Here is a 22890-nt window from a genome sequence, read left to right on the forward strand (position 1 = left end):
ATGAATACAGGAGTTGTTTCAAGGCGTTATGCCAAGGCTTTGTTGGACTTTGCAATGGACAGAGGCAATGAAGACAAGATATATGAAGAGGTAAAAACGCTGGCCAGACATTTTGCTAATGTTCCTGATTTGAGAAGGACTATTGATAATCCGGTTGTTACGAAACAAGAAAAATTGAATTTACTTGTTGAGGCAGCGGGAGGTAAAGATGTCACTGAAGAAATGAAACGTTTCCTCTTGCTGGTACTTAATGGTAAGAGAGAGAAATTCTTGCAATTCATGACATGGTCGTATATTGACCTGTATAGGGAAAGGAAGCATATATTGATGGGTAAACTGACAACTGCAATCGAAGTTCCGGAATTGGTAAAGCATCTTGAAAAAATTGGTAGCCAGAAAACTAATTCTAAGATAGAAATAACTTCTAAGATAGATCCTTCTATTATAGGCGGTTACATTATGGAAATAGATGGATATCGTCTTGATGCCAGCGTCGATTACCAGCTTAAAAAAGTTAAGCGTCAGTTTATTGAGAAGAACAGAAGAATAGTTTAATTATTTGAATTGACAAAGAATGGCAGATAATACTATAAAACCCAGCGAAGTCTCGGAAGTATTGCTCCAGCAACTTGAAGGTATAGATACCTCGCTTAAATTTGATGAGGTAGGTACCGTGTTGCAGGTAAGTGATGGTGTGGCTCGTATATATGGCTTGCGTAATGCTGAAGCAAACGAGTTGCTGAAATTCGAGAACGGTATCATGGGTACGGTAATGAATCTGGAAGAGGACAATGTGGGTGCAGTCCTGCTTGGTCCTACTGACCAGATTAAGGAGGGAATGATAGTGAAACGTACCAAACACATCGCTTCCATCAATGTGGGTGAGGGTATGTTGGGACGTGTAATCGACCCTCTGGGTGTTCCATTGGATGGACGTGGCGACATACTTGGAGAAACATTCGAGATGCCGCTTGAACGTAAGGCTCCGGGAGTTATTTTCCGTCAGCCTGTAACAGAACCGTTGCAGACTGGTCTGAAGGCTATTGATGCCATGATCCCTATAGGACGCGGACAGCGTGAGTTGATTATCGGCGACCGTCAGACAGGAAAGACAGCTATTGCTATTGATACAATCATCAATCAGCGCTCTAATTATGAGGCAGGAAATCCGGTTTACTGTATTTATGTGGCGATAGGACAGAAAGGTTCTACTGTGGCAAGTATAGTTAATGCACTCCGTGAACGTGGTGCTATGGATTATACAGTGGTAGTTGCAGCTACAGCCTCTGATCCTGCAGCTATGCAGTATTTCGCTCCGTTTGCCGGTGCAGCTATAGGTGAATATTTCCGTGATACCGGTCGTCATGCATTGGTAGTATATGATGACTTGTCAAAACAGGCTGTAGCTTATCGTGAAGTATCACTTATCCTTCGCCGTCCTTCTGGACGTGAGGCTTATCCTGGTGATATCTTCTACCTGCATTCACGTTTGCTTGAACGTGCGGCTAAGATAATAAGCCAACAGGAAGTGGCAGAACAGATGAATGACCTGCCTGAAAGCCTGAAAGGTAAAGTTAAGGCTGGTGGTTCGCTCACAGCATTGCCTATTATTGAAACTCAGGCTGGTGACGTATCAGCATATATTCCTACAAATGTGATTTCAATCACTGACGGTCAGATATTCCTTGAAACAGACCTCTTTAACCAAGGTTTCCGTCCTGCTATCAACGTGGGTATTTCTGTATCACGTGTGGGTGGTAGTGCGCAGATCAAGAGTATGAAGAAGGTTGCCGGTACACTGAAGATTGACCAGGCACAGTATCGTGAACTTGAAGCTTTCTCTAAGTTCAGCAGCGATATGGACCCTGTTACAGCTATGGCTATCGACCGTGGACGTAAGAATAACCAGTTGCTTATTCAGCCTCAGTACTCACCTATGCCGGTTGGCGAGCAGATTGCAATCCTTTATTGCGGTACTCACGGTTTGATGCGTGAAGTTCCACTTGACAAGGTACGTAGCTTCCAGGATACATTCCTTTCAACTCTTCGTGTGAGCCATAAGGAAGATGTGATAGATGTTTTGGCCAGCGGACAGATAAATGATGCTGTAACGGCTATTATAGAAAAGGTAGCAGCAGAAACTGCAGTTCAATATAAACAGTAATTATATTATGGCATCGCTGAAAGAAGTTAAAAGTAGAATAAACTCTATAAACGGTACGCTGAAGATTACTTCGGCCATGAAGATGGTGGCGTCGGCAAAACTGCACAAGGCTCAGGAGGCTATAGAAAATATGCTTCCATACGAGAACAAGCTGCATGGAATTCTGAGAGATTTCTTGGCGTCCGGCGTTTTTGTTCAGACACCTTTCTCTGTCAACAAACAGGTAAAGAAGGTGGCAATAGTGGCTTTTGCTTCGAACAGCAGTCTTTGTGGCGGATATAATGCAAATGTTATCAGACATTTGTCAGCTCTGGTTGACGAGTATTCTGCTAAAGTAGGAAAGGAGAATATCCTGATTTATCCTGTAGGAAGGAAAATTGCTGAGGCAGTAAAGAAGATGGGAATGGAAGTGGCAGGAGATTATCAGCACATGAGTGGAAAACCAAATTATCAGGATGCTTCTGATTTGGCTTCTGAACTCATGAGTAAATTCCTGAAAGGTGAGATACAGAAAGTAGATTTGCTGTATAATCACTTCAAGTCAACATCATCCCAGATTCTGACTCATGAAACATATCTTCCGGTTGATGTAAACGGACAGGTTGGCAATACAGACAACTCTGAGGCAAAAGAACAGTCTTCAGACTATATTATTGAACCTTCGGCTGAAGTTATAATGAAATCACTTGTTCCTAAGGTTCTGAGGATGAAGATTTATACGGTATTGCTTGACGCAGCAGCATCGGAACATGCTGCCCGTACGATGGCAATGCAGATAGCTACCGACAATGCCAACGATTTGATTCAGGAGCTTACTTTGGTATATAATAAGAGCCGTCAGCAGGCTATTACGAACGAATTGCTTGATATTGTTGGCGGAACAATGGCCTGATATTTACATTCAATTTCTATAACATTAAGGCATTATGATATGTTGTTTTTATTAGCATGTCATAATGCCTTTCTTGTATCCCTATTACATTTAGGGAAATTCCCCTTAAAATATAGGAATTTACTTTATAGTAAGTGAATTGATGTGTGTACTTTTGTATCAGGAAGTTAAGAAGAACAGGAGGAAACCATGAAGAATTTAAGTAAGGTTATTGCTTTTTCGGCACTAATCTCCACATTTCCTATTTTATTCTCATCATGTGAGTATGTAGGTATAGGCATAGAATTAGGGAACGGAACCAATAATTACCGAGAAGCCACATATTATTTATGTAGCAGGACATGGGTAGAGGAATGGACTGACAATAATGGCGATTTTCATCGTCAGGAGTTACGCTTTTATGACAATAATACTGGGGAAGATTATATTCTGACTATAGATAATCGCGGATTTCGTCAGGAATCTTCATATTCGTTTCTTTGGGATTGGTATGATGCCAATTATACTACACTGCGTCTGAAATACGGTGCGAATGATTATTCATATATGAATAATATATTTATGGATAATAATAGATTGGATTGTTTGCTAGATGGTTATCCTGCACATTTCTATGGAATTTAAATCAATTATAATGAACAAAATACAATATAAGTTTGTTTTATAAGAAAAATAACTCAGATATCTATTTTCATTAAGATAATTAATTTTTTAGTTTATTCGTGTAGCTGTACCTCATTGTTTTCAGGATAATGTAGGTACAGTTTTTTTGTATGCATATTGATATAAAGAAAACGAGGTAGATAAATTTTTTATTATCTACCTCGTAAACTTATTTAATGGCAAATTTTATTCTTCAATTGCAGCTTGCGCCTCTCCAATACATATCTGAATTTCAATAAGATGCAATATCTGTGTATGTAATCTGTATGCATCTTGATATAATCCCATACAATGCTTGGAACAGTTGCAATAGATATTAAGGATGAATGATTTGACCTCTCTGTAACGAGATGACGCATTCATTTAAATTTCAGTATTGTTTATTTCCTATCTTTCAATAGTTCAATAATCACGTCCTTATCCTTAAGGTTTGAATCAAGACGTAAAATCTGTGAGTTCAGACTCTCTATCTGTTCCTTCAGAAGCTTGATTGTTTCCCTCAAGTTCTCAGTTTCTTTCTTTTCGCTGGATAACTGTACGGCCAGTTCCGCATCACCTATCAGGTTGTTTGCATTACCGTCCAATGCAACGGCTGCAAGGTGTGCCGATATATTATGCTGTCTCGGACAGAAAAGGGAAAAGAAATTGAAGTCCAATGCTTCGCTGACTTTAATAAGTCTGTTTGTCTCCATAGTCTCCCTTTCCAGTATTCGGTTTATGTGCTGCTGCGGCACACCGATTTTGCGCCCAAGTTCAGATTTGCTCAATCCAAGCTCGTTGCGTCTTTTGTCGATAGCCTGACCTACATGCACATGTTTTATGTCATTATCCATACTTGTCTAAAATTATATGTTCTTTATGTCTGTATAAACACCTATACATTCTCCATTTTCTATTAACATATACTGCCTAGGGCCTAATGAACTAACTTTTGAAAATTTGTTTTCGATATTCGAAAAATTGTCCATAATTTCATTTTTAATATTTGTTATTGTATCATTTTTATATTCAGCTTTATTTTCAAGACCATTTAAGTTGATTTCCATTTTCTTTTTTAATTCATAATATTTGGGAGCATAAAAAATATAGAAGTTTGGATTATGCCTCTTTGCGCATAGTACTAGACGTTCTTTATAATAATCAGTATCGTAGTTTGAATACATTTTACTGATTAATATATTAACCAATAGATATTCAACTTCTGCTGCATAAGCTATTTCCATTATTTCTAACATATAGCTTTCTGAAAAAGCATTTCTCCATTTTTTGATTTCAGAGTAATTAGATCCAACTAAATAATTTATGGAAAAATCAATCTTTTCAAATTTTTGCCTGTAATCGCATCTTAGTCTATTAAGCTCTTCTAATCTTTGTTCTGCACTACTGATATCTTCAGGTTTAAAATTTTCTAATTGATTTACTTCATTTATCCATTGGGAATTAGATTGTATAATACTATAATCTTTTTGAAATATGTTATTTATTAAAAAATCAAGTTTTTTGTTTATGATAGATAATTGTTCTGATATTTGATTTTGGAAATATAGTCCTGTAACTAAGGAAGTTATTTGAAATACTAATAAAGGGGTAGGAAATGAAGCTGACACAAATTTACCTTGCTTATAAAAATGTCCATCTTTCATTTGATAACCATGAAAAATATTAGGGTTATCTTTCCAAACATGAAGCATATCAGTTGGTATATTAACGCATTCGAGCAAATTTCTTCCATGATTGGAAATTATTCCATCTTGTATTGCTGTTGCAATAATGGGACTAACTGCAGACTTAAAATCTAAGTTAACAGTTTTGCATTGTCTCATAATAGAATCTTTATCTAAAATTGTCTCATCGTAAACAGGCTTTAATTCTGTAAATTCTTTATTAGTCTTTTTAATTACAGCCTTGAATTCTTTTGTCCTATTTGATTTATCAATCCAATGTTCAATTTGATCAATTGTTACTTTGCTTACACCGCCAGCGACGGTACTTGCAAGAAGAACTACTATATTATCTTTTTTTATGTTGGGTATTTTCATTTTTCTATCTAATAGTAATATTGAAATTGTACATATTATGTACTTGTTTCAAAAAATACATCTTAAACAATAAATCATTAAACAAATATTTGGTTATATAAACCATTTTATGTTACTTTGTAACGTAACATATTCATTTGGTGAATACAAAGTTAAACATTAAATATTAAACATCCAACAATTATGTCTGAAAACTTAGAAAAAATCCGTCCGGCACTTGTTGCCCTTGAAGTAGGTGAATCCGTTTCATTCCCCATTTCACGTTTGAAAAGCGTCCGTACACAGGCTTCAGAGCTTGGTGCCATCTACAACCGTCAGTTCAAGACCAGAACTGACAGGGAAAACCACACCATTACGGTCAAACGAACAGTATAGAAACCAAATCAGATTTATATGAAGATATTACAGTTTCTGGACCATCTTATACCATACGAAACATTCCTGAATGACCTCTCCTCCAGAATTGTCAGGCAATTGAAAGCCGACAAGGATGATCCTGAATTCATCAGCCAGAGGAAGGCTTACGAACTTTTTGGCCGCAGGAATGTAGAACGATGGAAACGTCAGGAAAAGGTGGTCTCCTATAAAAGACCCGGTAAGGTGGAATACCGCACGGCAGACCTCAGGCTCTTGCAGCGAACCACCCAGGACTATTTTGATGAAAGTCAGCCGAAACAGGCAGAAAAACCAGTCAAGAAAGATAAGTGATAAACATATTATGGCTAATACTCTAATATTGATAAACTTTATTTGTTTAGTTTAGCCGTGATACTCTATGAAATATAAAGAAAGCAATTATAGTAGGTACAGGAATGTGCGTCAGTAACCTTTGTTCACCAGCTTAACAATAAAGCCGGACAGATATTTGTATCGCACATTCATAATGATTTTATAATAATGAAAGAAATCAGACCAGCGTGCGATCCAAACGGTGTCTATTCAGTCAAGCGCACCTGTGCTGAACTCGGTATCAGCAACAAGACACTCAAAAAATACAGAGATAACGGATATATCCAACCGCTTAATCCTAATAATGTCAGCCGTCCGAAATACTCCGGCCAGTCAATAATCGATTGTTGGAACCTGCTCAGTACGTTATGATAAGCGAAACAACCATACGGAAAGTAAGGGAACTTGCCATAGAAGACGTACTCAGTCCTTATGTCAGACTGTCCAGAAAAGGTTCAACACTGATGGGACTTTGTCCTTTTCATTCCGAAAAGACCGGTTCCTTTGCCGTTACCCCAAGCAAGAATCTCTTCCACTGTTTCAGCTGTAACCGTGGCGGTGATTCCATTACGTTTATAATGGAAAAGGAAAACCTTTCCTTCAGTGCCGCAGTGGAATTTATTGCCAGGAACCATAATATTCCGGTAGAATACATCAGAGAAGAGCGCAGTGAGGAACAGATGGCCGAAGCCAGGCACCGGGAGTCACTTCTGACAGTTCTCGATACAGTCCAGACCTTCTTCCTGCAAAATTTAAGAACAACAGACAAGGAAGAGAGCCTTGATGCCAGAGCCTACGCATACGGCCGGTGGCATGAGGAGTTCTGTGCCTTTGCCGGAATAGGCTATGCACCTAAGGATAGTCAAACCTTCATGGATTTCTGCAGAAGTAAAGCATTGAACGAAGAACTGCTGTACGAACTCGGTATGTTCAAGCGTGGCGAGGACGGAAACACATACGCCATGTTCCGACAGCGTATCATGATTCCCGTGAGAAACAGATGGGGACGCATCATTGCCTATACAGCCAGATACATCGGAGACAACAGGAAAGCTCCCAAGTATATCAACTCGGCAACAAGCATGATTTACTCCAAGGGAGAAACAGTATTCGGTATTGACCGTGCCGCCAGACTGCGTGATGCCGACTATTATATCATTGTGGAAGGTGCTCCTGATGTCCTTAGAATGCAGTCAATTGGATACGACAATACAGTCGCGTCACTTGGAACAGCCTGGAGTGACAGCCAGTTCGAGCAGCTGAAGAAGTATGTATCTTCACTCTGTTTCATTCCAGATTCAGATATTGCGGAAGGCAAACCATACGGACCGGGATTTGAGGCGGTGATGACCAATGGGGCTGCAGCCATAAGAAAAGGATTCCATGTAACAGTCAGGGAACTTCCTTTTGCAGAAATACCATCCGGGACAGAAGGAGAAGTACAATATGCCAAGAATGATGCCGACAGCTATATCCGCAGCAGGGAGGATTACACTTCACTTCCGGAAAAGCATTTTATCATCTGGTTGGCACAGAAACGTTTTCTGGTAGCCGGTTCCATGGTAGAGGAAAGAAAGTGTGTTGCTGAAATAGCAGACCTGTTGCGCTATATAAAAGACCAGCTTGTGTATGACCAGTGCATAGAACAGCTCTCCAGACTGCACGGGAAGGTAAAACTATGGCGTGATGCCGTTACCCAGGCACGTGGTGAAGCCAGGAGAAGGAACGACAAACCTGCGGCCATGAACGAGATGCAGCGTGAAGCTGAACTGCTGCGCCAGTTCGGTCTGTTCGTCAGGGAAAACTGTTACTACTCCATCGGTGAAGATGATGATGAACCGTCAAGAATCTCCAACTTCATCATGGAACCACTGTTCCATATCGAGGATGAGATAAACGGAACCAGAATCTTCCGTATGAGGAATATGTACAATGTATGCAGGGTCATAGAACTGAAGGAGTCTGAATTATGCTCGCTGAGCAACTTCCAACAGAAGGTTGGTTCACTGGGCAATTATGTATGGCTGGCCAAGATAGACAAACTCAACCGTGTAAAGGAATACCTGTACTCAAAGACCGATACGGCAGAACGTATCAGAAAACTCGGCTGGAATGCAGCTGAAGGATTCTTTGCTTTTGGAAACGGAATATTTTTTGCAGGCACATTCAATGCCGTTGACGAATTGGGTATAGTCCGTGGTATCAACGGCAAGGCCTTCTATATACCGGCCACTTCAAAAATCTATCTCAACAATCCGGAGATATTCCAGTTTGAAAGACTTATGGTGCATGAGAACCATAACGGAATAAAACTGTATGATTACGTAAAAAGACTTATGGAAGTGTTCGGTGAGAATGCAAGTGTAGCCTTCTGTTACCTTCTTGCCACCCTCTTCCGTGACATCATATTCAGACGTACCCGCCACTTTCCCATCCTGAACCTTTTCGGTGAGAAAGGAACTGGTAAGACAACCCTGGCTACTTCCCTCCAGTCCTTTTTCCTGCACGGAGTAGATCCGCCCAACCTTGGAGTAACCTCTGTACCGGCCATGAACGACCGTGTGTCACAGGCCGTCAATACTCTTGCCGTGCTTGATGAATACAAGAACGACCTCGACATACGCAAGATAGCCTATCTGAAAGGACTCTGGGGCGGTGGTGGCCAGACCAAAAAGAATACGAATACAGATGGGATGGCAGCACAGACCATTGTCACAACAGGTGTAGCCCTTTGCGGCCAGGACAAGCCGACACAGGATATGGCACTCTATACCCGTGTCATCTTCCTTACCTTTTCAAAGACATCATTCAACCAGAATGAGAAAAGAGCCTATGAAGACCTTGTATCAGTCTGCAACATGGGACTTACCCACCTCACCCTGGAGATACTGGGACACCGGGAACTGTTTGAGAAGAACTTTCCGGAAATATATTCCATTACCAAGCGTGAGCTGGCTGCGAAACTGGAGAATGAAACCATCCATGACCGTATATTCGGAAACTGGGTTATTCCATTGGCCACCTTCAGAACACTGGAGACAGTAATTGACGTGCCTTTCAGCTATGCAGAATTGTTTGATACGGCAGTCAGGGGAATACGTAATCAGAATGAACTGGCTCAGGAAAGTTCGGAAATAGCGGACTTCTGGAGTATGCTTCAGGGATTCCAGACTTCAGGGAAATGTATTGAGAAGGCACATTACCGTATAAGGTATATGAAATCCTTCCGTCCGTTGTCTGTCAAGGAAGATATAGAATTTAAGGAAGCACGTCCCATTCTCTATCTGAACACAGCAGCCGTAGCATCACTGTTCAACAGCCGGAATGCAGGTTCCACCTCCAACCGCTCGAACTGGTCAACCATAATGTCATACCTGAAATCCCATGCTTCATATTTGGGATTGAAGCAGGACAGGTTCACCATACTTCTGCCCAGCGGACTTCCTGACTATACCATTGACATTGTAAATGGTGAACAGGTAAAGAAGGTAAAGGTAAACCGACCGAAGGCACTGTGCTTTGATTATCTGCAGTTGAAGGAAACTTTTGGGCTGGATCTTGAAACTGAAGTGGTGGCTGAAGTACAGGACATGCAGGAAGAAGTGATAACAGAAATGCAACACACTTTCAAACAGAATGAATTTGATTTTACATAAATGATTAATCTGAACTCTGATGATGAAAGAAGTAAAGGGTTTAATACAAATCAAAAATATAATTGTAGTATTAAAAGACTTCTCCTAGTTTTTTTGGTGAAATCACCAAGTTCTTAGATAAAAAAGCATAAATATTTAGCAATTTTTAATGATAGAGTTGACTATTTGACGGGAACAAAGTATTTTTGTACATCAATAATTTTATAACCATATTACGATGGCAAATGCAGACCAAATATTATCTCTGATACGCAATCATTTAAACAATGATGATGCACAATTCAGAAAGGTTGCCTTACAGATTTCAGCTGTAGAGGCAAAGAATGGTCATGCTGTATTGGCGAGAACTATCCAGGAATTGTTAAGCCAGAAAAAGACCTCTTTTAGCAATTTAAAAATTATTCCACGCAATAAGGATGTTGACGATTTGTTGCTTCAGACTGAAACATATGACAGTTTGAATGATCTGGTTACAGATAAGTCTGTAAAGGAGAAGCTGGAAAGGGTAATAAAGGAATATACAAGAAGAGAAGAACTTCAGAAATATGGCCTTGCAAATCGCCGTAAGCTGTTACTCTATGGTATGTCTGGTACAGGTAAGACTATGACATCAGGGGTATTGGCAAAGGAACTTAATCTTCCTTTCTTTATTGTAAGAACAGAAAAGATTATCACTAAATTCATGGGTGAAACAGGTCAGAAACTTAGCCGTATCTTTGATTTTATAGATGAAGTTCCTGCCGTTTATCTCTTTGATGAGTTTGACGCTATAGGTGCACAACGTGGAATGGAAAATGAGGTCGGTGAACAACGCAGAATACTTAATACATTCCTGCAGTTGTTGGAGCGTGATTCTTCTGATAGTTTTATTGTTGCAGCTACAAATGCAATAGAGTCCATCGACAAGGCAATGTTCCGGCGTTTTGATGATGTCATTGAATACAGAATGCCGGATGCAGAACAACGTTTGTTGTTGTTGCGTGAATATTTATATACAGCAAAAAATCTGGATTTCTCTCAGGCTGAACCTTTATTTATGGGAATGAGCCATGCAGAGATAAAAATGGTATGCTCCGACATATTCAAAGAATCACTGTTAAATGATTTGCCTATAGATATGGAAATGGTGAAAATGATTGTTGACAAACGAAATCAACTGTGCCGTGAAATAGGTTGAATATGTAGGTAATATGCAAAAGAAACATTTTTTCTTAGGAAATAAGATAGCAGAAGATCGTTCTTTTACACCAAGAACCAGGTCTGTACAACCGCCAACCATGCCTGAAAGAAACAGACAGGAACATGCGGCTTATATAAAAGAAATTTATAATACAGCTATTGATAAGGCAATAGAAACTTTGTCACAACGGTCAGAAAGAGGATTACCTGTTGCAGATGGTGTTTATATGAACTTTGACATGGTTTCAGGTTTTGTTCCTCAGACATTAGCAAAAAGTAGTGGAGCATCTATTCTAAAAATCTCAGAAGATAAAGGTGATGGAAATGTAGATGTAACAATATATGTCAAGAAAGAAAAAAAAGATTGGTTGGACAAAAAAGCTAATGAGTATGCAAATGAAGAAATTTGCACAAAAAATGGAAACCCTAAGAATGCAACTCTGATTGAGCCAATCAATTCTATTGAACAAGCTGATGTTCATAGTCTTTATACTTCTGCTGAAGATTTTGATATGCTACCAGATAATCATTTGCAGACATTTGAAATATGGGTAACCAAAGGTGATGATTATAATGTAGAGGAACTTACTAAAACTTTAGACAGTCTTGGCCTTATATCAGCAGGTAAAAATATTCTTGACTTTGAAGGAGTTGCTGTTCTGTTAATCAAAGCAACAAAACAACAATTATGTGAGTTACCTTTATCTGTTGGTTATATAGAGGGAATACGTCCTTATAAACAGCCTTCAATACTTGTAAAATCCCATGATGAAAGCAGGGAATGGAGTGAGCTTATTAGAGATGAAATTGAGATTTCAATAAACAGTGACAGTGTAAGGGTGGGCTTATTGGATTCAGGTGTAAACAATGCTCATGATTTGATAGCTCCATTCTTATCGGATGATATGATGAAAAGTGCAATAGGAGTTTATGACACTATTGATCATAGCTTCCATGGAACGGATATGGCTGGCCTTATCCTATATGGTGATATGACAGATTTAATTTATGAGCATAAGAAATCTGTTGCAATTGAAAACAACTTGGCATCCGTGAAAATATATGAATCCGGATATGAAACTGATTCTGATTTTTATGGTGCTGTTATAGAGGATGCTATACAGCAAGCTCATGAAATGGGAGCATCTATACAATGTATGGCTGTTACAGATGACATTTCTTATGACTGCAAATCCACGTCAAGTTCTGCTGCTCTAGATGAAAGTATATACAATGGAGGGAATTGTGATCGTCTGGTGGTCGTTTCTGCGGGAAACATTGAGACTACAGAAATAGACGCTTCAGATTATATAGAATCATGTAAAGCTAATGCTATTAAAAGTCCGGCACAGGCATGGAATGCACTGACTGTAGGAGCTTATACAGAGAAGACTGTTGTAACTGATGATAGATATAAGCCTCTGGCTGCGCCTGGAGGAATTTCTCCGATGTCAAGAACCTCCTGGAGTTGGAGAAATGGTCTTAACAAGCCTGAGATTGTAATGGAAGGCGGTAATGTAGCTAATCATCCTGTACTGCAGACAACAACAACTCCTAATCTGAGCCTGATTTCGACCAGTGCAGACTTGGCAGAATCATTGGAGCCATTTTATGCAACCAGTGCAGCCACAGCATTGGCTGCACGTATGGCAGCAAAAATCAAGACAGTGAATCCTGACCTTTCTTTGTTGTCTGTACGTGGTATGATGGTACATTCTGCGAGATGGACTGAAGAAATGAAGCGTATAGGAAGTATCAATGATATCATGTCAATATGTGGTTATGGCATTCCAGATGAAGAAATTGCTTTATTTAGCAATGAAAGATATGCTACATACATCTTTGAAAATGAATTGATACCATATGTACGTAAAGATGGTTCAAATACATATAATCAACTGCATTTTTATGATCTCCCATGGCCTGTTGAATTACTTGAGCAGATGGGAGCAGAAAAAGTAAAGATAAGAATTACACTTTCCTATTATGTAAAGCCTTCTCCTGGTTATGCCGGTAGAAGAAATAAATATCGTTATCCTTCAGCAACTTTGCATTTTGACTTGAAGAGTCCACATGAAAATGTTGAAGAATTTTTATGTAGAAGGAATAAGAATGAAGGAGATAAAACAACAGATAATGATACTCAAAGATGGACAATCAAGCAAAATCGCCGTGAACAAGGTACTGTTCAGTCGGACTGGTTTGAGTGTACAGCAACTGAATTAGCAGGTTGTGGTCATATAGTTGTTTATCCAGGACCAGGTTGGTGGAAAGAGAGAAAACTGGCTAATGTTGATAATGTTATAAAGTATTCTCTAATAATATCTATAGAAACAAGTGAAACAGAAATATATAATGCTGTAGAGACTGAAATCAACAACAAGATAGGTATACAAATAATGCAGGAAGTATAAACCTATCATTTTAAGTTTAAATCATTGTTTTAAATATAATAGTTGCGGTTTGGATTACTCCAAACCGCTTTTGTTTAAAAAAGGAGTGGTTAGCTACCTGCAATGCCATCACTAACCATGAAGCTCCAAGCTTTAATCTTAGTTACTGTTTCCTTATCTATTCAATAGCATTAGCCAATTGTGCAGAATCAATGGAAAAGGCTAAAAGGGATTGGTACTACGAGTACAATGGGATAAAAGCTGAAATATCATGAATAACAGTCATGATCTTGCCTTTATCAACTCCCTTTCGGGATATCCATTGAATTATTAACTCTGTACTATCTTTTGCCAATGACATACTGCTTGCTGCAGGGATTCCAAGAATCCCTAGTACATCTAATCCTACAGATAAAAAATTACTAATAACCTATCCTTTCGGACTTTTAATTTTGGCATGAACCTTCACTAAAGGTTCTACTGCCTAAAAAAAACTTTTTTTCATTTTCTTTAGATTTAAAAATTTTGAATTTTTAATTGTAGAGTTTAGCTCCATAGCGGCAAATGATGGTATCGAACCATAAACTTATGAGCTTTACCTGGACATTTACCATAGTTTTACCTAAAACATTGCAAATTTAGCGATAAATCTTTATATTGAATATTATTATTACTTTATTTATTGAACACCTATTCATAATACGTCCAATTTTCTGAAACAGCTTCATTCTAAGCTTTTCCTGATAGGTAACCTCCACCTTGTCATCGAGAACCAAGATCTCTCTACTAGTTCGTCAGTTACAAGAAGCATGTAATCAAATGACGTAAAAGCCCCTATATCTTCTATCTTTTAATGTTGTAAATGTTGATTTATATAAGTTTTTTGTTTAAATAATCAGGATTGTACTATTAATACCTTCATTGTTATAGTTGTATTTTTGATAAAAAGATGCGCGGATTCCGGTTGTGTTTCATCCGTATTGGATTAAACTTTTTAGAAGCTTTATACGTTTAAATTTCTGATTATCAGAATATTTTCTATATTAGTATAGTGACAATGATTATAAATAAAGGTATAACAAATAAATCCTATGATTATGGCAAGAACATTTACGATTACCAGTTATGGCAAGACTAAGGAATATCCAGAGAGTCAGCGTAAGAAAATGATTAAGGAGTTTGAGACAGCTATGCTTTGCTGTGATGGCAGTGAAGCTGAACGCTACAGGAATATATATTGTGACCTGGTTACCGGTGAGAAGGAGTGTATGGACACAGAACGTCCATTGAATCCTGAGCTTGAAGCAATGATTGAGCGAATGTTTACTACTCAAAAGTAATATTCTACAATTGCAGATTTTTATGTTGCATACCTGTTTCTGATATGCCCAATCTTCTGAAGTAATTTCATTCTCAACTTTTCCGGATAAGCAATCTCCACCTTATCACCGAGAGCCAGTATTTCATCTACCAGTTCGTCAGTCACAAGAAGTGTGTAATCAAATGAAGTGAAACTCCCCATATTATTCCTTTCCACCTGCGAATGGTGGAAAGGATGCTTTCTCAGATAATCAGCAAATGAACCATAAGCCCGTAGTGTAACCTCTTCCGGCTGCTGTCCGGTCGGTGCCACAACACCAATGGAGTCTGAAAGACGTTTTGCAAGGGAAAATCTGCAGTCAGTCTGAAACCTGTTTCCGCTGAGATAGATTTTGGTCAGTGCATCAAGAGGAACGGCACAGAACTCTGATCCGTTTCTGTATCCGAGAAGATACCAGCGGTTATGGAACAGCTTTAAACCTTCCGGTCGGAAACGCCCTTCCACTTCATAGCACTTGTCATTCGTGTAGAATATGTACAGTTCATGCCCATCGCTGATACATTCCGATATATCCGGCAGGTATTCAATACCGCCAGACATGTCAGGCAGTACAACACGATGGAACAGACACGGACTGCTTTTCAGAGCCACATCAATGATACGGCTGTTGAACAGCCAGTTCCGGCAGCTGTCACCGAGTATTTCATCCAGATTCTGGATGTAGTATGTATAGTCCTTTCTGTTGCACGCAATAACTATATCAAAATTCTCCTCAATCATTTTTCTGTGATGGTGGAATGTACGAAGACTCAGCGGCTTCCCATTGTACAGGAAATGGTGCTTCCAAATATCACAAAGCCTTTCAAAAGTGACCTTTCTTTCCTGGTAGACTGTATGCAGCAGCCAAATGTACCGGTTGTAGATGTTATTCATAAAACTACCCCTTATAACTCGTTTAACTATCTAAATATAAGTATTATAAATGAGATATGCAAGAAAATTGCATATCTATTTTGTACAATATTTTCACTATAATCCGGACTGGTTTTCAGTACAGATTTACTATGTCCATACCTCTCTTTCCTGCCTCCCTGCAGGTGTAGAATGTTCCACCATAAGGTTTGCCGTCATAAAATGCTATCACGCCACATGAATGCTCCAGCATGAAGTCATTGCGCCTTAGAAGACATCCTTTGAAATAGTATTCACTCAATACGATAACCCGGTCTGCCTGGGAAATTATTTTCTGATAACGTTCCTTTTCAATTGAAGGCCATCGGCAGTTCTGTCTTCTGAAAGGAACAACGGCAATTAGCCGTATATCAGGATACCTTCCCTTCAGTGACAATACTGTTTCAGCGGCCATCAGGTCGAATCCCATGGCCATGCCTGAATAGAAGCAGGTTATACCCGATTTGCAGGCGACGGACACGGCTTCAACAAGCCGTGCCCTTATTTCATCCTGCCTTTCTATGGGAATAGTTCTGTGTCCCGTGAAAGCCAGTGACTTTGATTTTTCTGATAATATTCCGTTCATAGTTCTATACTTTATAATGGGTTCTTGCAAGGAAGATGCCTTCAATGACATTCGCTCCGAAACTCTCCAGCTGATTAGCATACATACCGAAACTGATTCCGCGTGTTATTACATCATCGAAGACTATGACTGCCTTTCCTCTAAACCACTCTTCATCAAACTCGATGATGCTCACCTTTCTGATTTCCTTTTCAGCCTTACGGTTTTCATGAATAGCAAGTCTTTCTCCGCATACCCTTACATGGTCATATCCGTTTATTGCTCCTGTGAGTTCACATACCCTTTTGCAGAAGTCCATATACCGGATTTCATTCTTTCTTACCGATGATGCCGGAACCGGAATGAATACCAACTGTGAGCATCTGCTGCCGTGTTCCTCAATCATTCTTGCTGCCGTCATCTGTGCCACCTCTTCATGAGACCTTCCATCCTTGAAGTCATAAACCAACTGTCTGTCGGCGATTTCCTTCTCGCCCACATTCTGAATACGTTTGGGAAAATACTTGCAGAACCATGTCTGTGGTTTTTCCAACTGCTTTCTGATGCTTTCGTCCATCTGTACCATACGCTCTGATTTTTTTCCCTTCTGTCAGCAAGTTTTTCAGCTAGCCCGAAGGATATTTTTTGCAGTTCTCAGAAGCGCAGGCATTCAATAAGGCAAACTTCAAGGAAAGCTGAAAATACGCTCAACCCCGTTTGAGGAAGATTTTCAGCCCTGTGTTTGACGTTTGCAATGCCGGAGATACCTTTGCAAAAAAATATCTGCAGAGGCATGCTGAACAAACCTATGGCTGTAATGGTACATTAGGATAACCATGTATCCCTTTCACATCAGATGTTTTCAGATAATAAAATGCACACGTTTCAAGGGTGACAGTGTTGACAGACAGTATCTGCCAGTGTATCAGACACTTCATATAGAAATCATACGTTGACAAACGTTGACAAGTGTAGCCATAATTTTCAGTCCGCTAAAAATCCATAGCCAAACGTTGACACATTATAATACTCTATTCTTTATAAGAAAAATCAGAAAGAATATAATATGTTGTATTACAGTAACTTCCCAGACAGACTTTATGCCGGATTTTCATTGGATTTGCTGTCAACGCTGTCAACCGTCAAATATATGCCTTCCTGATTTTCATAAAACAGATTCGTTATCAATCGCCTTACCCCAGCCGTATTGAATATGATGGTAACACATAATCCATCGTATTCCCACAATCTCCGAAATAATCCCATATTTGACGTATTGACTGCTAATAATCAGATGTTTACCTTTACATTATAGCATAAACGAAAGAATAACCAGCATGAGATATAATGAAAGTCGTTCCGGAAAAAACATATTCAGTGAAGGAGGCAGCACGCTACCTGGGTGTTCACCGCTGCACCATCTATGCCTATATCCGTTATATGGAAAAGCCGCTGGCTTTCCTGAAGATACCTGATAAGGCAAAAAGGGTGTTCAGAGGAATTGACCTGATAACCTACAAGGAAACCGGTCTGCCCAAACGTGGCCGCAAGCGTAAGAAACATCGCTAGTTCAGTCTGTCCCATGGAATGGTATCCAGGACATTATATCTGACATTCATAGCTGCAAGTTCAAGAGCCAGTAGCCTTGCCCTTAGCCTGACATCCTCCATGTCAGCCACGGCCTGAAGGAACTCCGACGGCTCCATTGCTCCTGACTGAATCATCCATTCCCTTGCACATTGTTCAGGAACAACGGCAGTGACGAAAGAGAATATTTCTTTTGCTATGCATCCGGCTGTACCGTTACCAACTTCAATGGTAAAGCAGAACGGCACACCGCTCGAAGTCTTCCTCCTGAAATTGAGAAACCGGATTCCATTCATGTTTTCCATAGAAACGCTCCACCCATGCCGGGCAGAGATATTAAAAATATTACGACAATTTTCCATTAACCATACAATTATAGTTTTGTTTTCATTTACCTGCTATAATAAGCAGCCGGTCTTGTCCGTGACGGATAGGACCGGCCACTTCTGTTTTCATACAGCCTATTCAAACCTTTCAAGAAATTCCTGAAGCCTGCTGTCCTGAATCTGTTTCAGCGGAACCGGATTAAAGTCCTGCTGCTGTCTTACCTGAAGCTTGCCAAGTCCCTGAGCACTCAGGTCAAGCTCCACATCCGAAAGCTCATTGAGGGAAATATACCCGTATTCATCCTCCATGAGTCCGATTACGATACCGAATAGAATCACATCGTCGTCCTCCCTGTTTCCTTCAAGGATAAACCACCTTACAGAACCAAGGGCAAAAACCGCACGGCAAACAGCCTCTTTTCCCTTGCCGTCCTGGGAATAGAGCGGATAACCCTCCAGAGCTTCCGCCAGTTGTGTCGTCATCAATCTGCACATATCAGTAAAAAATAAAAAGATTGTTTGATACCCATTCTTCTTGCTCGCATAACACTTGAATTTTGAAGTTCCAGTTCTTTTCCCTCCGGTAAAGCTCATTGAGCTTCATGGCCGGGAAAAACCGTTTTATGTGCATTTGTGACTGCGGACCAAAGGGAGAAAAAGACAAGTGTGAAGTCAGAGAATGCAGACGGAATACCCAAATTTTTGAGGCATGAGAAAATTTGCGGAAGGCTGCCGTCAAGTCCTCCGACTGAAAGCGCAAGCGTCACTTGGCGTTTCTCCAGTCCGCAGTACCTTTGCACATAAGAAACGGCTCCGGCTATGACGCACCAATGATTTCCTGATATTCAGTATTCAAAGATTTCTGAAGAGTATAGTATCCGTTTTCAGACAAACCACCGGTAATCGGTTGCCAATGTCAGAGCCTTTGAAGTGAAGAGTAGCGCAACCTTAAAGGCTCTGTCTTTGGCAACTGCCCTGATTTATCTGCATGATGGGATGAACCTATCGGCTGAAACTTGCCTGGTATTGTAGATACGAAGCAAGTCAGCCGGTAAGTTTCCGTAGTATAAGGCAATTTGTTCCGGCATCGCATGAAATACGAACAGTCGGAACAGCTTGCCTGTATTTTAAGACGAGTATTCAGGGATATAGGACGTTCCGGCATTGCAAGCTTTAGCCTGCATCATCGGAACGGCCTGCTTGTTTTCGTTTTCAGACATGTTATCGATAATCAGTTGCCAATGTCAGAGTCTTTGAAGTGAAGAGTAGCGCAACCTTAATGGTTCTGTCTTTGGCAACTGTCCTGATTTATCTGTATGGTTGTATAAACCTGTCGGCTGAAACTTGCCTAGTATCGAGATACGAGATAAGTCAACCGGTAAGTTTCCGTTTTAGAAGGCAAGTTGTTCCTGTATCGCATGAAATACGAACAGTCTGAACAGCTTGCCTGTATTTAAAGGTAAGTCTTCAAGGAAATTGGCCGTTTCGGAAGTGCAAGCTCTAGCCTGTATCAACGGAGCGGACTGTTTGTCTCCGTTTTTCAGACCATTTCTAAGGGTAACATAAGTTGTTAATGTCATATGCCTAAAATACTGTAAAGCTATTCAGTGCAGCAAGAGTCACTCAAATCTGACAACCACTTTATTCTATTGCATAAAACGCAATAGAAATGGAGATATAGCTCGAAAATATGGCTATAAATCTTACATATATACATCTTTTTATATTATTTTTGCACAAACAATTATATACTTATGGCAAAAGATATAAATCGTATTAAGGTCGTTTTAGTGGAGAAAAAACGAACTAACAAATGGCTTGCAGAAGCTTTGCAAAAAGACCCTGCTACTGTTTCAAAATGGTGTACAAACGTTTCACAACCATCAATAGAAACTTTAGTTGAGATTGCAAGAGTACTTGAGGTCGATGTTAAGGATTTATTGGTGTCTACCACCAATGACTCTGTTTATATAAAGATACCTAAAGTATGATTAAATAGTGATTCCCCGATAGATTTTCTATTATATGGTTATCACCCATGATAATGTAAGAATCATAATAATAAGAGTATGATTTTTATAGATAAAAATATCTTTAAAACATTATTCTGGTTATTAAAACGGGATGATTAAGAAAGTATTGTATGGGCTTAAATATGAATGAGAATTGGTTTGAAATAATTGAGATATTAAGAAATACATTAGACAGTAATTACAGCAAAGCTGAATTTGTTTCTGCAGTAGAAAACTGTTTTAGAGTCCTAGGATGGAGGAAGACTAATGGCTCTTTGATTAAGAATTATAATTTACCTAATGGCTCTAATGTTGATATTGTATTGTCTAAAACTTATGGAGAAAATGTGCAATCCGATTATATTCCTGTTTTTATCCAGTGTGGAGAATTTCAGTATAATGAAACAGATAATGTAAGCTTTGCAATGGATGAATTATTGACAGAGGCAGCCATATCCTTCGGTAGTTGTATTAAGTTTTTCTATCGTAATAATCAAGATATAATCCTTAGTAAAGAAATCCTATTAGAGGAAAGTAATCACGAAGGAATACAAATATCAGATTTACTTTTGTTTCAACATTTCAAAAAGTCTTTAGTTCATGACTATATAACTTCACTAAATGAAAAAAATGAGGTTTTATCTAAATTACGTTTGGATATTAAACGTATTTCAGAGGACAGGAATATACTTAAATCCATATTCTCAGATTTTCTCGTGCAACAGGGATATGACAGGGTGTTGATTGAAGAAGAAATGCGGAATCTTGAAATTGTTGTATCGCAAAAACAGCTTTGTTCTAAAGAAATGGAAAATCATTCTGCGAGTACAAAGGATACAACACGTTTCTCTTTTAATGGAAGCCAGTTTTATCCTAAAAAAAGGTTTGTTCTTGCTGTAGTAAAGCAATATGTTAAAGAACATCCTGGTATCACATATAATGAACTTGAAAGAGTGTTCCCATCGGGCATAATAAGTAAACAAAGAGGTGTCATACGTCCATTATCAGTTGTACAGGAATGGATGAAAGACAATGCTGATTTGTCTTCAAGATATTTTCTTGAATCAGATGAATTAATAACACTAAATGACGGACTTCAGTATACTGTTTACAACCAATGGGGGTTGAAACAATTTAATAAATTTCTGGAAATTGCTCAGTCCATGTATATTGTAAATAGTGATAAAAAGAATAATGATGTAATAGATGATATTCCTGAACATTTACATAAATCAGTATTGCAGATTTCCAAGGAATCTTTACAATCGTTTGTTAAAAAGAAAAGTTGATGAAGAAAAATAAATTTACATTTATAGATTTGTTTGCTGGTATTGGAGGCTTTCATACTGCAATGCATAGTGTTGGAGGAAAATGTGTGTTTGCCAGTGAATGGGATAAATATGCACGAATTTCATATGAAGCTAACTATAAAGATATAGAACCAGATCTTTTCCAAAAAGATAGTTATGGGAATTATCTGTTTTTTAACAACGATATAACAGAAGCAATACCAGAAAGTATTCCTGCATTTGATGTCTGTTGTGGAGGCTTTCCTTGTCAACCCTTTTCTATTGCAGGTTTAAGACGTGGGTTTGAAGATACTCGTGGAACTTTGTTCTTTAATATAGCTAATATTGTTAAGCAAAAAATTGATTCAGGTATTCCACCAAAAGTGTTGTTCCTGGAAAATGTGAAAGGATTGAAGACTCATATGAAAGGCGAAACACTTAAAACGATTTTAGCAACATTAGATGAATTGGGGTATGCATATAACTATGATGTTTTAAATGCAAAATATTTTGGGGTACCTCAAAATAGAGAAAGATTGTTTATTGTTGCATGGTATAAAGACATTGTTAAAGCTACAACTTTTAAATTCCCCTATGGAATAGCACCTGATGGTAGTACAATATATGAAAAATCGAAAGATCTTGGAGATAAGGTAATAAAGACCAAAGTTTCAGATATTTTCGAGCCAGAAGATTCTATTGATAGTTACTATACTATTAGTGATAGGTTATGGATTGGTCATCAAGAGAGAAAGAAAAGGAACAAGGCTAACGGTAAGGGATTTGGCTATTCACTTTTTAATGAAAATAGCGTATATAGCAGTACAATATCTGCAAGATATTGGAAAGATGGTAGCGAAATTCTTATTGATCAATCTGATAAAGGATTAAATCCCAGAAAACTAACTCCAACTGAAGCAGGTCGTTTACAGGGTTATCGAATTATAGGGAATGGCTGGAAATATCCGGAAAATGCAGATAACCAAAATTATAATTCTGATAATCTGGAATTTCATATAGTTGTTCCAAGAAAGGAGGCATATCATCAGTTTGGAAATAGTGTCGCAATACCTGTTATTAAAAGATTATCAAAAGAAATTGTCGAACAATTATTAAAAATATAG

26 protein-coding genes are annotated in these 22890 nt (G+C 38.8%); 16 read left to right on the forward strand and 10 right to left on the reverse strand.

The window, feature by feature from the left end:
• The 4 genes from NW213_RS00620 to NW213_RS00635 all read left to right on the forward strand — a co-directional run bounded on the left by NW213_RS00620 (position 1) and on the right by NW213_RS00635 (position 3680).
• Positions 1 to 555: a F0F1 ATP synthase subunit delta gene (locus NW213_RS00620; protein WP_154044668.1), complete on the forward strand. Its 555-nt coding sequence runs from the start codon at positions 1 to 3 to the stop codon at positions 553 to 555.
• 19 nt (positions 556 to 574) lie between these two features.
• Entirely contained in the window at positions 575 to 2164 is a 1590-nt protein-coding gene (gene atpA / locus NW213_RS00625) for a F0F1 ATP synthase subunit alpha (RefSeq protein WP_258321511.1), read from the forward strand.
• A 7-nt stretch (positions 2165 to 2171) separates the two neighbouring features.
• Entirely contained in the window at positions 2172 to 3056 is an 885-nt protein-coding gene (locus tag NW213_RS00630) for a F0F1 ATP synthase subunit gamma (protein ID WP_258321512.1), read from the forward strand.
• A gap of 189 nt (positions 3057 to 3245) precedes the next feature.
• The gene (locus tag NW213_RS00635; protein WP_154044665.1) at positions 3246 to 3680 is read left to right on the forward strand and encodes a hypothetical protein; all 435 of its coding nucleotides are present in this window, start codon (positions 3246 to 3248) and stop codon (positions 3678 to 3680) included.
• 419 nt (positions 3681 to 4099) lie between these two features.
• Here the strand turns inward: NW213_RS00635 and NW213_RS00640 are convergent, their stop codons facing one another.
• Both NW213_RS00640 and NW213_RS00645 read right to left on the reverse strand, forming a co-directional pair.
• Positions 4100 to 4552, reverse strand: coding sequence for a helix-turn-helix transcriptional regulator (locus tag NW213_RS00640; RefSeq protein ID WP_172775736.1), 453 nt, complete (start codon positions 4550 to 4552; stop codon positions 4100 to 4102).
• A 12-nt stretch (positions 4553 to 4564) separates the two neighbouring features.
• A complete protein-coding gene (locus tag NW213_RS00645) occupies positions 4565 to 5758 on the reverse strand; it encodes a hypothetical protein (RefSeq protein WP_257322690.1) in 1194 nt (397 codons plus the stop codon).
• A 183-nt stretch (positions 5759 to 5941) separates the two neighbouring features.
• Between NW213_RS00645 and NW213_RS00650 the strand changes: the two genes are divergently transcribed.
• From NW213_RS00650 to NW213_RS00680, 7 genes are all read left to right on the forward strand, one after another.
• Positions 5942 to 6133, forward strand: coding sequence for a hypothetical protein (locus tag NW213_RS00650; protein WP_007843190.1), 192 nt, complete (start codon positions 5942 to 5944; stop codon positions 6131 to 6133).
• Between the two features lie 18 nt (positions 6134 to 6151).
• The gene (locus NW213_RS00655) at positions 6152 to 6466 is read left to right on the forward strand and encodes a hypothetical protein (protein ID WP_007843189.1); all 315 of its coding nucleotides are present in this window, start codon (positions 6152 to 6154) and stop codon (positions 6464 to 6466) included.
• A 189-nt stretch (positions 6467 to 6655) separates the two neighbouring features.
• On the forward strand, positions 6656 to 6859 hold the full coding sequence (locus NW213_RS00660) for a hypothetical protein (protein WP_025892289.1): 204 nt from the start codon (positions 6656 to 6658) through the stop codon (positions 6857 to 6859).
• Positions 6856 to 10143 carry a DNA primase gene (locus tag NW213_RS00665; RefSeq protein ID WP_007843186.1) on the forward strand — a complete coding sequence of 1096 codons (3288 nt, stop codon included), beginning with the start codon at positions 6856 to 6858 and terminating at the stop codon, positions 10141 to 10143. Before NW213_RS00660 ends, NW213_RS00665 begins: the two co-directional genes overlap by 4 nt.
• A 217-nt stretch (positions 10144 to 10360) precedes the next feature.
• The gene (locus NW213_RS00670; protein ID WP_005815670.1) at positions 10361 to 11320 is read left to right on the forward strand and encodes an AAA family ATPase; all 960 of its coding nucleotides are present in this window, start codon (positions 10361 to 10363) and stop codon (positions 11318 to 11320) included.
• Positions 11321 to 11333: 13 nt separating this feature from the next.
• Positions 11334 to 13736 (forward strand): S8 family peptidase, encoded by a 2403-nt coding sequence (locus NW213_RS00675; RefSeq protein WP_007843184.1) that lies wholly within the window; start codon positions 11334 to 11336, stop codon positions 13734 to 13736.
• Positions 13737 to 14812: 1076 nt separating this feature from the next.
• Positions 14813 to 15055 (forward strand): hypothetical protein, encoded by a 243-nt coding sequence (locus NW213_RS00680; protein ID WP_234232137.1) that lies wholly within the window; start codon positions 14813 to 14815, stop codon positions 15053 to 15055.
• Between the two features lie 20 nt (positions 15056 to 15075).
• On the opposite strand, the gene NW213_RS00685 is transcribed toward NW213_RS00680, so the two are convergent.
• The 5 genes from NW213_RS00685 to NW213_RS00705 form a co-directional block, all read right to left on the reverse strand.
• A complete protein-coding gene (locus tag NW213_RS00685; protein WP_258321513.1) occupies positions 15076 to 15969 on the reverse strand; it encodes a YafY family protein in 894 nt (297 codons plus the stop codon).
• 115 nt (positions 15970 to 16084) lie between these two features.
• Complete coding sequence (locus NW213_RS00690; RefSeq protein ID WP_007843180.1) at positions 16085 to 16573, reverse strand: SLOG family protein; 489 nt, start codon at positions 16571 to 16573, stop codon at positions 16085 to 16087.
• A gap of 4 nt (positions 16574 to 16577) precedes the next feature.
• The gene (locus NW213_RS00695) at positions 16578 to 17138 is read right to left on the reverse strand and encodes a phosphoribosyltransferase (RefSeq protein WP_007843178.1); all 561 of its coding nucleotides are present in this window, start codon (positions 17136 to 17138) and stop codon (positions 16578 to 16580) included.
• Between the two features lie 220 nt (positions 17139 to 17358).
• The gene (locus tag NW213_RS00700) at positions 17359 to 17490 is read right to left on the reverse strand and encodes a hypothetical protein (RefSeq protein ID WP_258321514.1); all 132 of its coding nucleotides are present in this window, start codon (positions 17488 to 17490) and stop codon (positions 17359 to 17361) included.
• 160 nt (positions 17491 to 17650) lie between these two features.
• Positions 17651 to 17818 (reverse strand): hypothetical protein, encoded by a 168-nt coding sequence (locus NW213_RS00705; protein WP_258321515.1) that lies wholly within the window; start codon positions 17816 to 17818, stop codon positions 17651 to 17653.
• A gap of 81 nt (positions 17819 to 17899) precedes the next feature.
• Here NW213_RS00705 and NW213_RS00710 point away from each other — a divergent pair, with 81 nt between their 5' ends.
• Positions 17900 to 18121, forward strand: coding sequence for a helix-turn-helix domain-containing protein (locus tag NW213_RS00710; RefSeq protein WP_032948156.1), 222 nt, complete (start codon positions 17900 to 17902; stop codon positions 18119 to 18121).
• On the opposite strand, the gene NW213_RS00715 is transcribed toward NW213_RS00710, so the two are convergent.
• Positions 18118 to 18501: a hypothetical protein gene (locus NW213_RS00715; RefSeq protein WP_007843177.1), complete on the reverse strand. Its 384-nt coding sequence runs from the start codon at positions 18499 to 18501 to the stop codon at positions 18118 to 18120. The two genes, NW213_RS00710 and NW213_RS00715, sit on opposite strands and share 4 nt — an antisense overlap.
• Before the next feature lie 99 nt (positions 18502 to 18600).
• Complete coding sequence (locus NW213_RS00720) at positions 18601 to 18960, reverse strand: hypothetical protein (protein ID WP_005649216.1); 360 nt, start codon at positions 18958 to 18960, stop codon at positions 18601 to 18603.
• Positions 18961 to 19556: 596 nt separating this feature from the next.
• Between NW213_RS00720 and NW213_RS00725 the strand changes: the two genes are divergently transcribed.
• Entirely contained in the window at positions 19557 to 19727 is a 171-nt protein-coding gene (locus NW213_RS00725) for a hypothetical protein (protein WP_258321517.1), read from the forward strand.
• Positions 19728 to 19856: 129 nt separating this feature from the next.
• Here NW213_RS00725 and NW213_RS00730 read toward each other — a convergent pair whose 3' ends face one another.
• Entirely contained in the window at positions 19857 to 20045 is a 189-nt protein-coding gene (locus NW213_RS00730) for a hypothetical protein (RefSeq protein WP_032598403.1), read from the reverse strand.
• A gap of 174 nt (positions 20046 to 20219) precedes the next feature.
• Here NW213_RS00730 and NW213_RS00735 point away from each other — a divergent pair, with 174 nt between their 5' ends.
• The 3 genes from NW213_RS00735 (at position 20220) to dcm (ending at position 22890) form a co-directional block, all read left to right on the forward strand.
• Positions 20220 to 20456, forward strand: coding sequence for a helix-turn-helix transcriptional regulator (locus tag NW213_RS00735; protein WP_005836494.1), 237 nt, complete (start codon positions 20220 to 20222; stop codon positions 20454 to 20456).
• A 164-nt stretch (positions 20457 to 20620) separates the two neighbouring features.
• Entirely contained in the window at positions 20621 to 21766 is a 1146-nt protein-coding gene (locus NW213_RS00740) for a hypothetical protein (RefSeq protein ID WP_258321518.1), read from the forward strand.
• Positions 21766 to 22890, forward strand: a complete 1125-nt coding sequence (gene dcm / locus NW213_RS00745) for a DNA (cytosine-5-)-methyltransferase (RefSeq protein ID WP_005837603.1) — start codon at positions 21766 to 21768, stop codon at positions 22888 to 22890. Before NW213_RS00740 ends, dcm begins: the two co-directional genes overlap by 1 nt.

Source organism: Bacteroides sp. ET336, assembly GCF_024733815.1.
Taxonomy (GTDB): domain Bacteria; phylum Bacteroidota; class Bacteroidia; order Bacteroidales; family Bacteroidaceae; genus Phocaeicola; species Phocaeicola cellulolyticus.

Bases quoted from the DNA above. Each gene is read 5' to 3' on its own strand.
- NW213_RS00665 (WP_007843186.1), top strand. From the start codon at position 6,856: ATGATAAGCGAAACAACCATACGGAAAGTAAGGGAACTTGCCATAGAA.
- NW213_RS00715 (WP_007843177.1), bottom strand. From the start codon at position 18,501: ATGGAAAATTGTCGTAATATTTTTAATATCTCTGCCCGGCATGGGTGG.
- NW213_RS00685 (WP_258321513.1), bottom strand. From the start codon at position 15,969: ATGAATAACATCTACAACCGGTACATTTGGCTGCTGCATACAGTCTAC.
- NW213_RS00730 (WP_032598403.1), bottom strand. From the start codon at position 20,045: ATGACATTAACAACTTATGTTACCCTTAGAAATGGTCTGAAAAACGGA.
- NW213_RS00640 (WP_172775736.1), bottom strand. From the start codon at position 4,552: ATGGATAATGACATAAAACATGTGCATGTAGGTCAGGCTATCGACAAA.
- NW213_RS00675 (WP_007843184.1), top strand. From the start codon at position 11,334: ATGCAAAAGAAACATTTTTTCTTAGGAAATAAGATAGCAGAAGATCGT.
- NW213_RS00680 (WP_234232137.1), top strand. From the start codon at position 14,813: ATGGCAAGAACATTTACGATTACCAGTTATGGCAAGACTAAGGAATAT.
- NW213_RS00635 (WP_154044665.1), top strand. From the start codon at position 3,246: ATGAAGAATTTAAGTAAGGTTATTGCTTTTTCGGCACTAATCTCCACA.
- NW213_RS00655 (WP_007843189.1), top strand. From the start codon at position 6,152: ATGAAGATATTACAGTTTCTGGACCATCTTATACCATACGAAACATTC.
- NW213_RS00620 (WP_154044668.1), top strand. From the start codon at position 1: ATGAATACAGGAGTTGTTTCAAGGCGTTATGCCAAGGCTTTGTTGGAC.
- NW213_RS00690 (WP_007843180.1), bottom strand. From the start codon at position 16,573: ATGAACGGAATATTATCAGAAAAATCAAAGTCACTGGCTTTCACGGGA.
- NW213_RS00650 (WP_007843190.1), top strand. From the start codon at position 5,942: ATGTCTGAAAACTTAGAAAAAATCCGTCCGGCACTTGTTGCCCTTGAA.
- NW213_RS00695 (WP_007843178.1), bottom strand. From the start codon at position 17,138: ATGGTACAGATGGACGAAAGCATCAGAAAGCAGTTGGAAAAACCACAG.
- NW213_RS00740 (WP_258321518.1), top strand. From the start codon at position 20,621: ATGAATGAGAATTGGTTTGAAATAATTGAGATATTAAGAAATACATTA.
- atpA (WP_258321511.1), top strand. From the start codon at position 575: ATGGCAGATAATACTATAAAACCCAGCGAAGTCTCGGAAGTATTGCTC.
- dcm (WP_005837603.1), top strand. From the start codon at position 21,766: ATGAAGAAAAATAAATTTACATTTATAGATTTGTTTGCTGGTATTGGA.
- NW213_RS00670 (WP_005815670.1), top strand. From the start codon at position 10,361: ATGGCAAATGCAGACCAAATATTATCTCTGATACGCAATCATTTAAAC.
- NW213_RS00705 (WP_258321515.1), bottom strand. From the start codon at position 17,818: ATGGGATTATTTCGGAGATTGTGGGAATACGATGGATTATGTGTTACC.
- NW213_RS00735 (WP_005836494.1), top strand. From the start codon at position 20,220: ATGGCAAAAGATATAAATCGTATTAAGGTCGTTTTAGTGGAGAAAAAA.
- NW213_RS00630 (WP_258321512.1), top strand. From the start codon at position 2,172: ATGGCATCGCTGAAAGAAGTTAAAAGTAGAATAAACTCTATAAACGGT.
- NW213_RS00725 (WP_258321517.1), top strand. From the start codon at position 19,557: ATGAAATACGAACAGTCGGAACAGCTTGCCTGTATTTTAAGACGAGTA.
- NW213_RS00660 (WP_025892289.1), top strand. From the start codon at position 6,656: ATGAAAGAAATCAGACCAGCGTGCGATCCAAACGGTGTCTATTCAGTC.
- NW213_RS00645 (WP_257322690.1), bottom strand. From the start codon at position 5,758: ATGAAAATACCCAACATAAAAAAAGATAATATAGTAGTTCTTCTTGCA.
- NW213_RS00720 (WP_005649216.1), bottom strand. From the start codon at position 18,960: ATGTGCAGATTGATGACGACACAACTGGCGGAAGCTCTGGAGGGTTAT.
- NW213_RS00700 (WP_258321514.1), bottom strand. From the start codon at position 17,490: ATGAAGTGTCTGATACACTGGCAGATACTGTCTGTCAACACTGTCACC.
- NW213_RS00710 (WP_032948156.1), top strand. From the start codon at position 17,900: ATGAAAGTCGTTCCGGAAAAAACATATTCAGTGAAGGAGGCAGCACGC.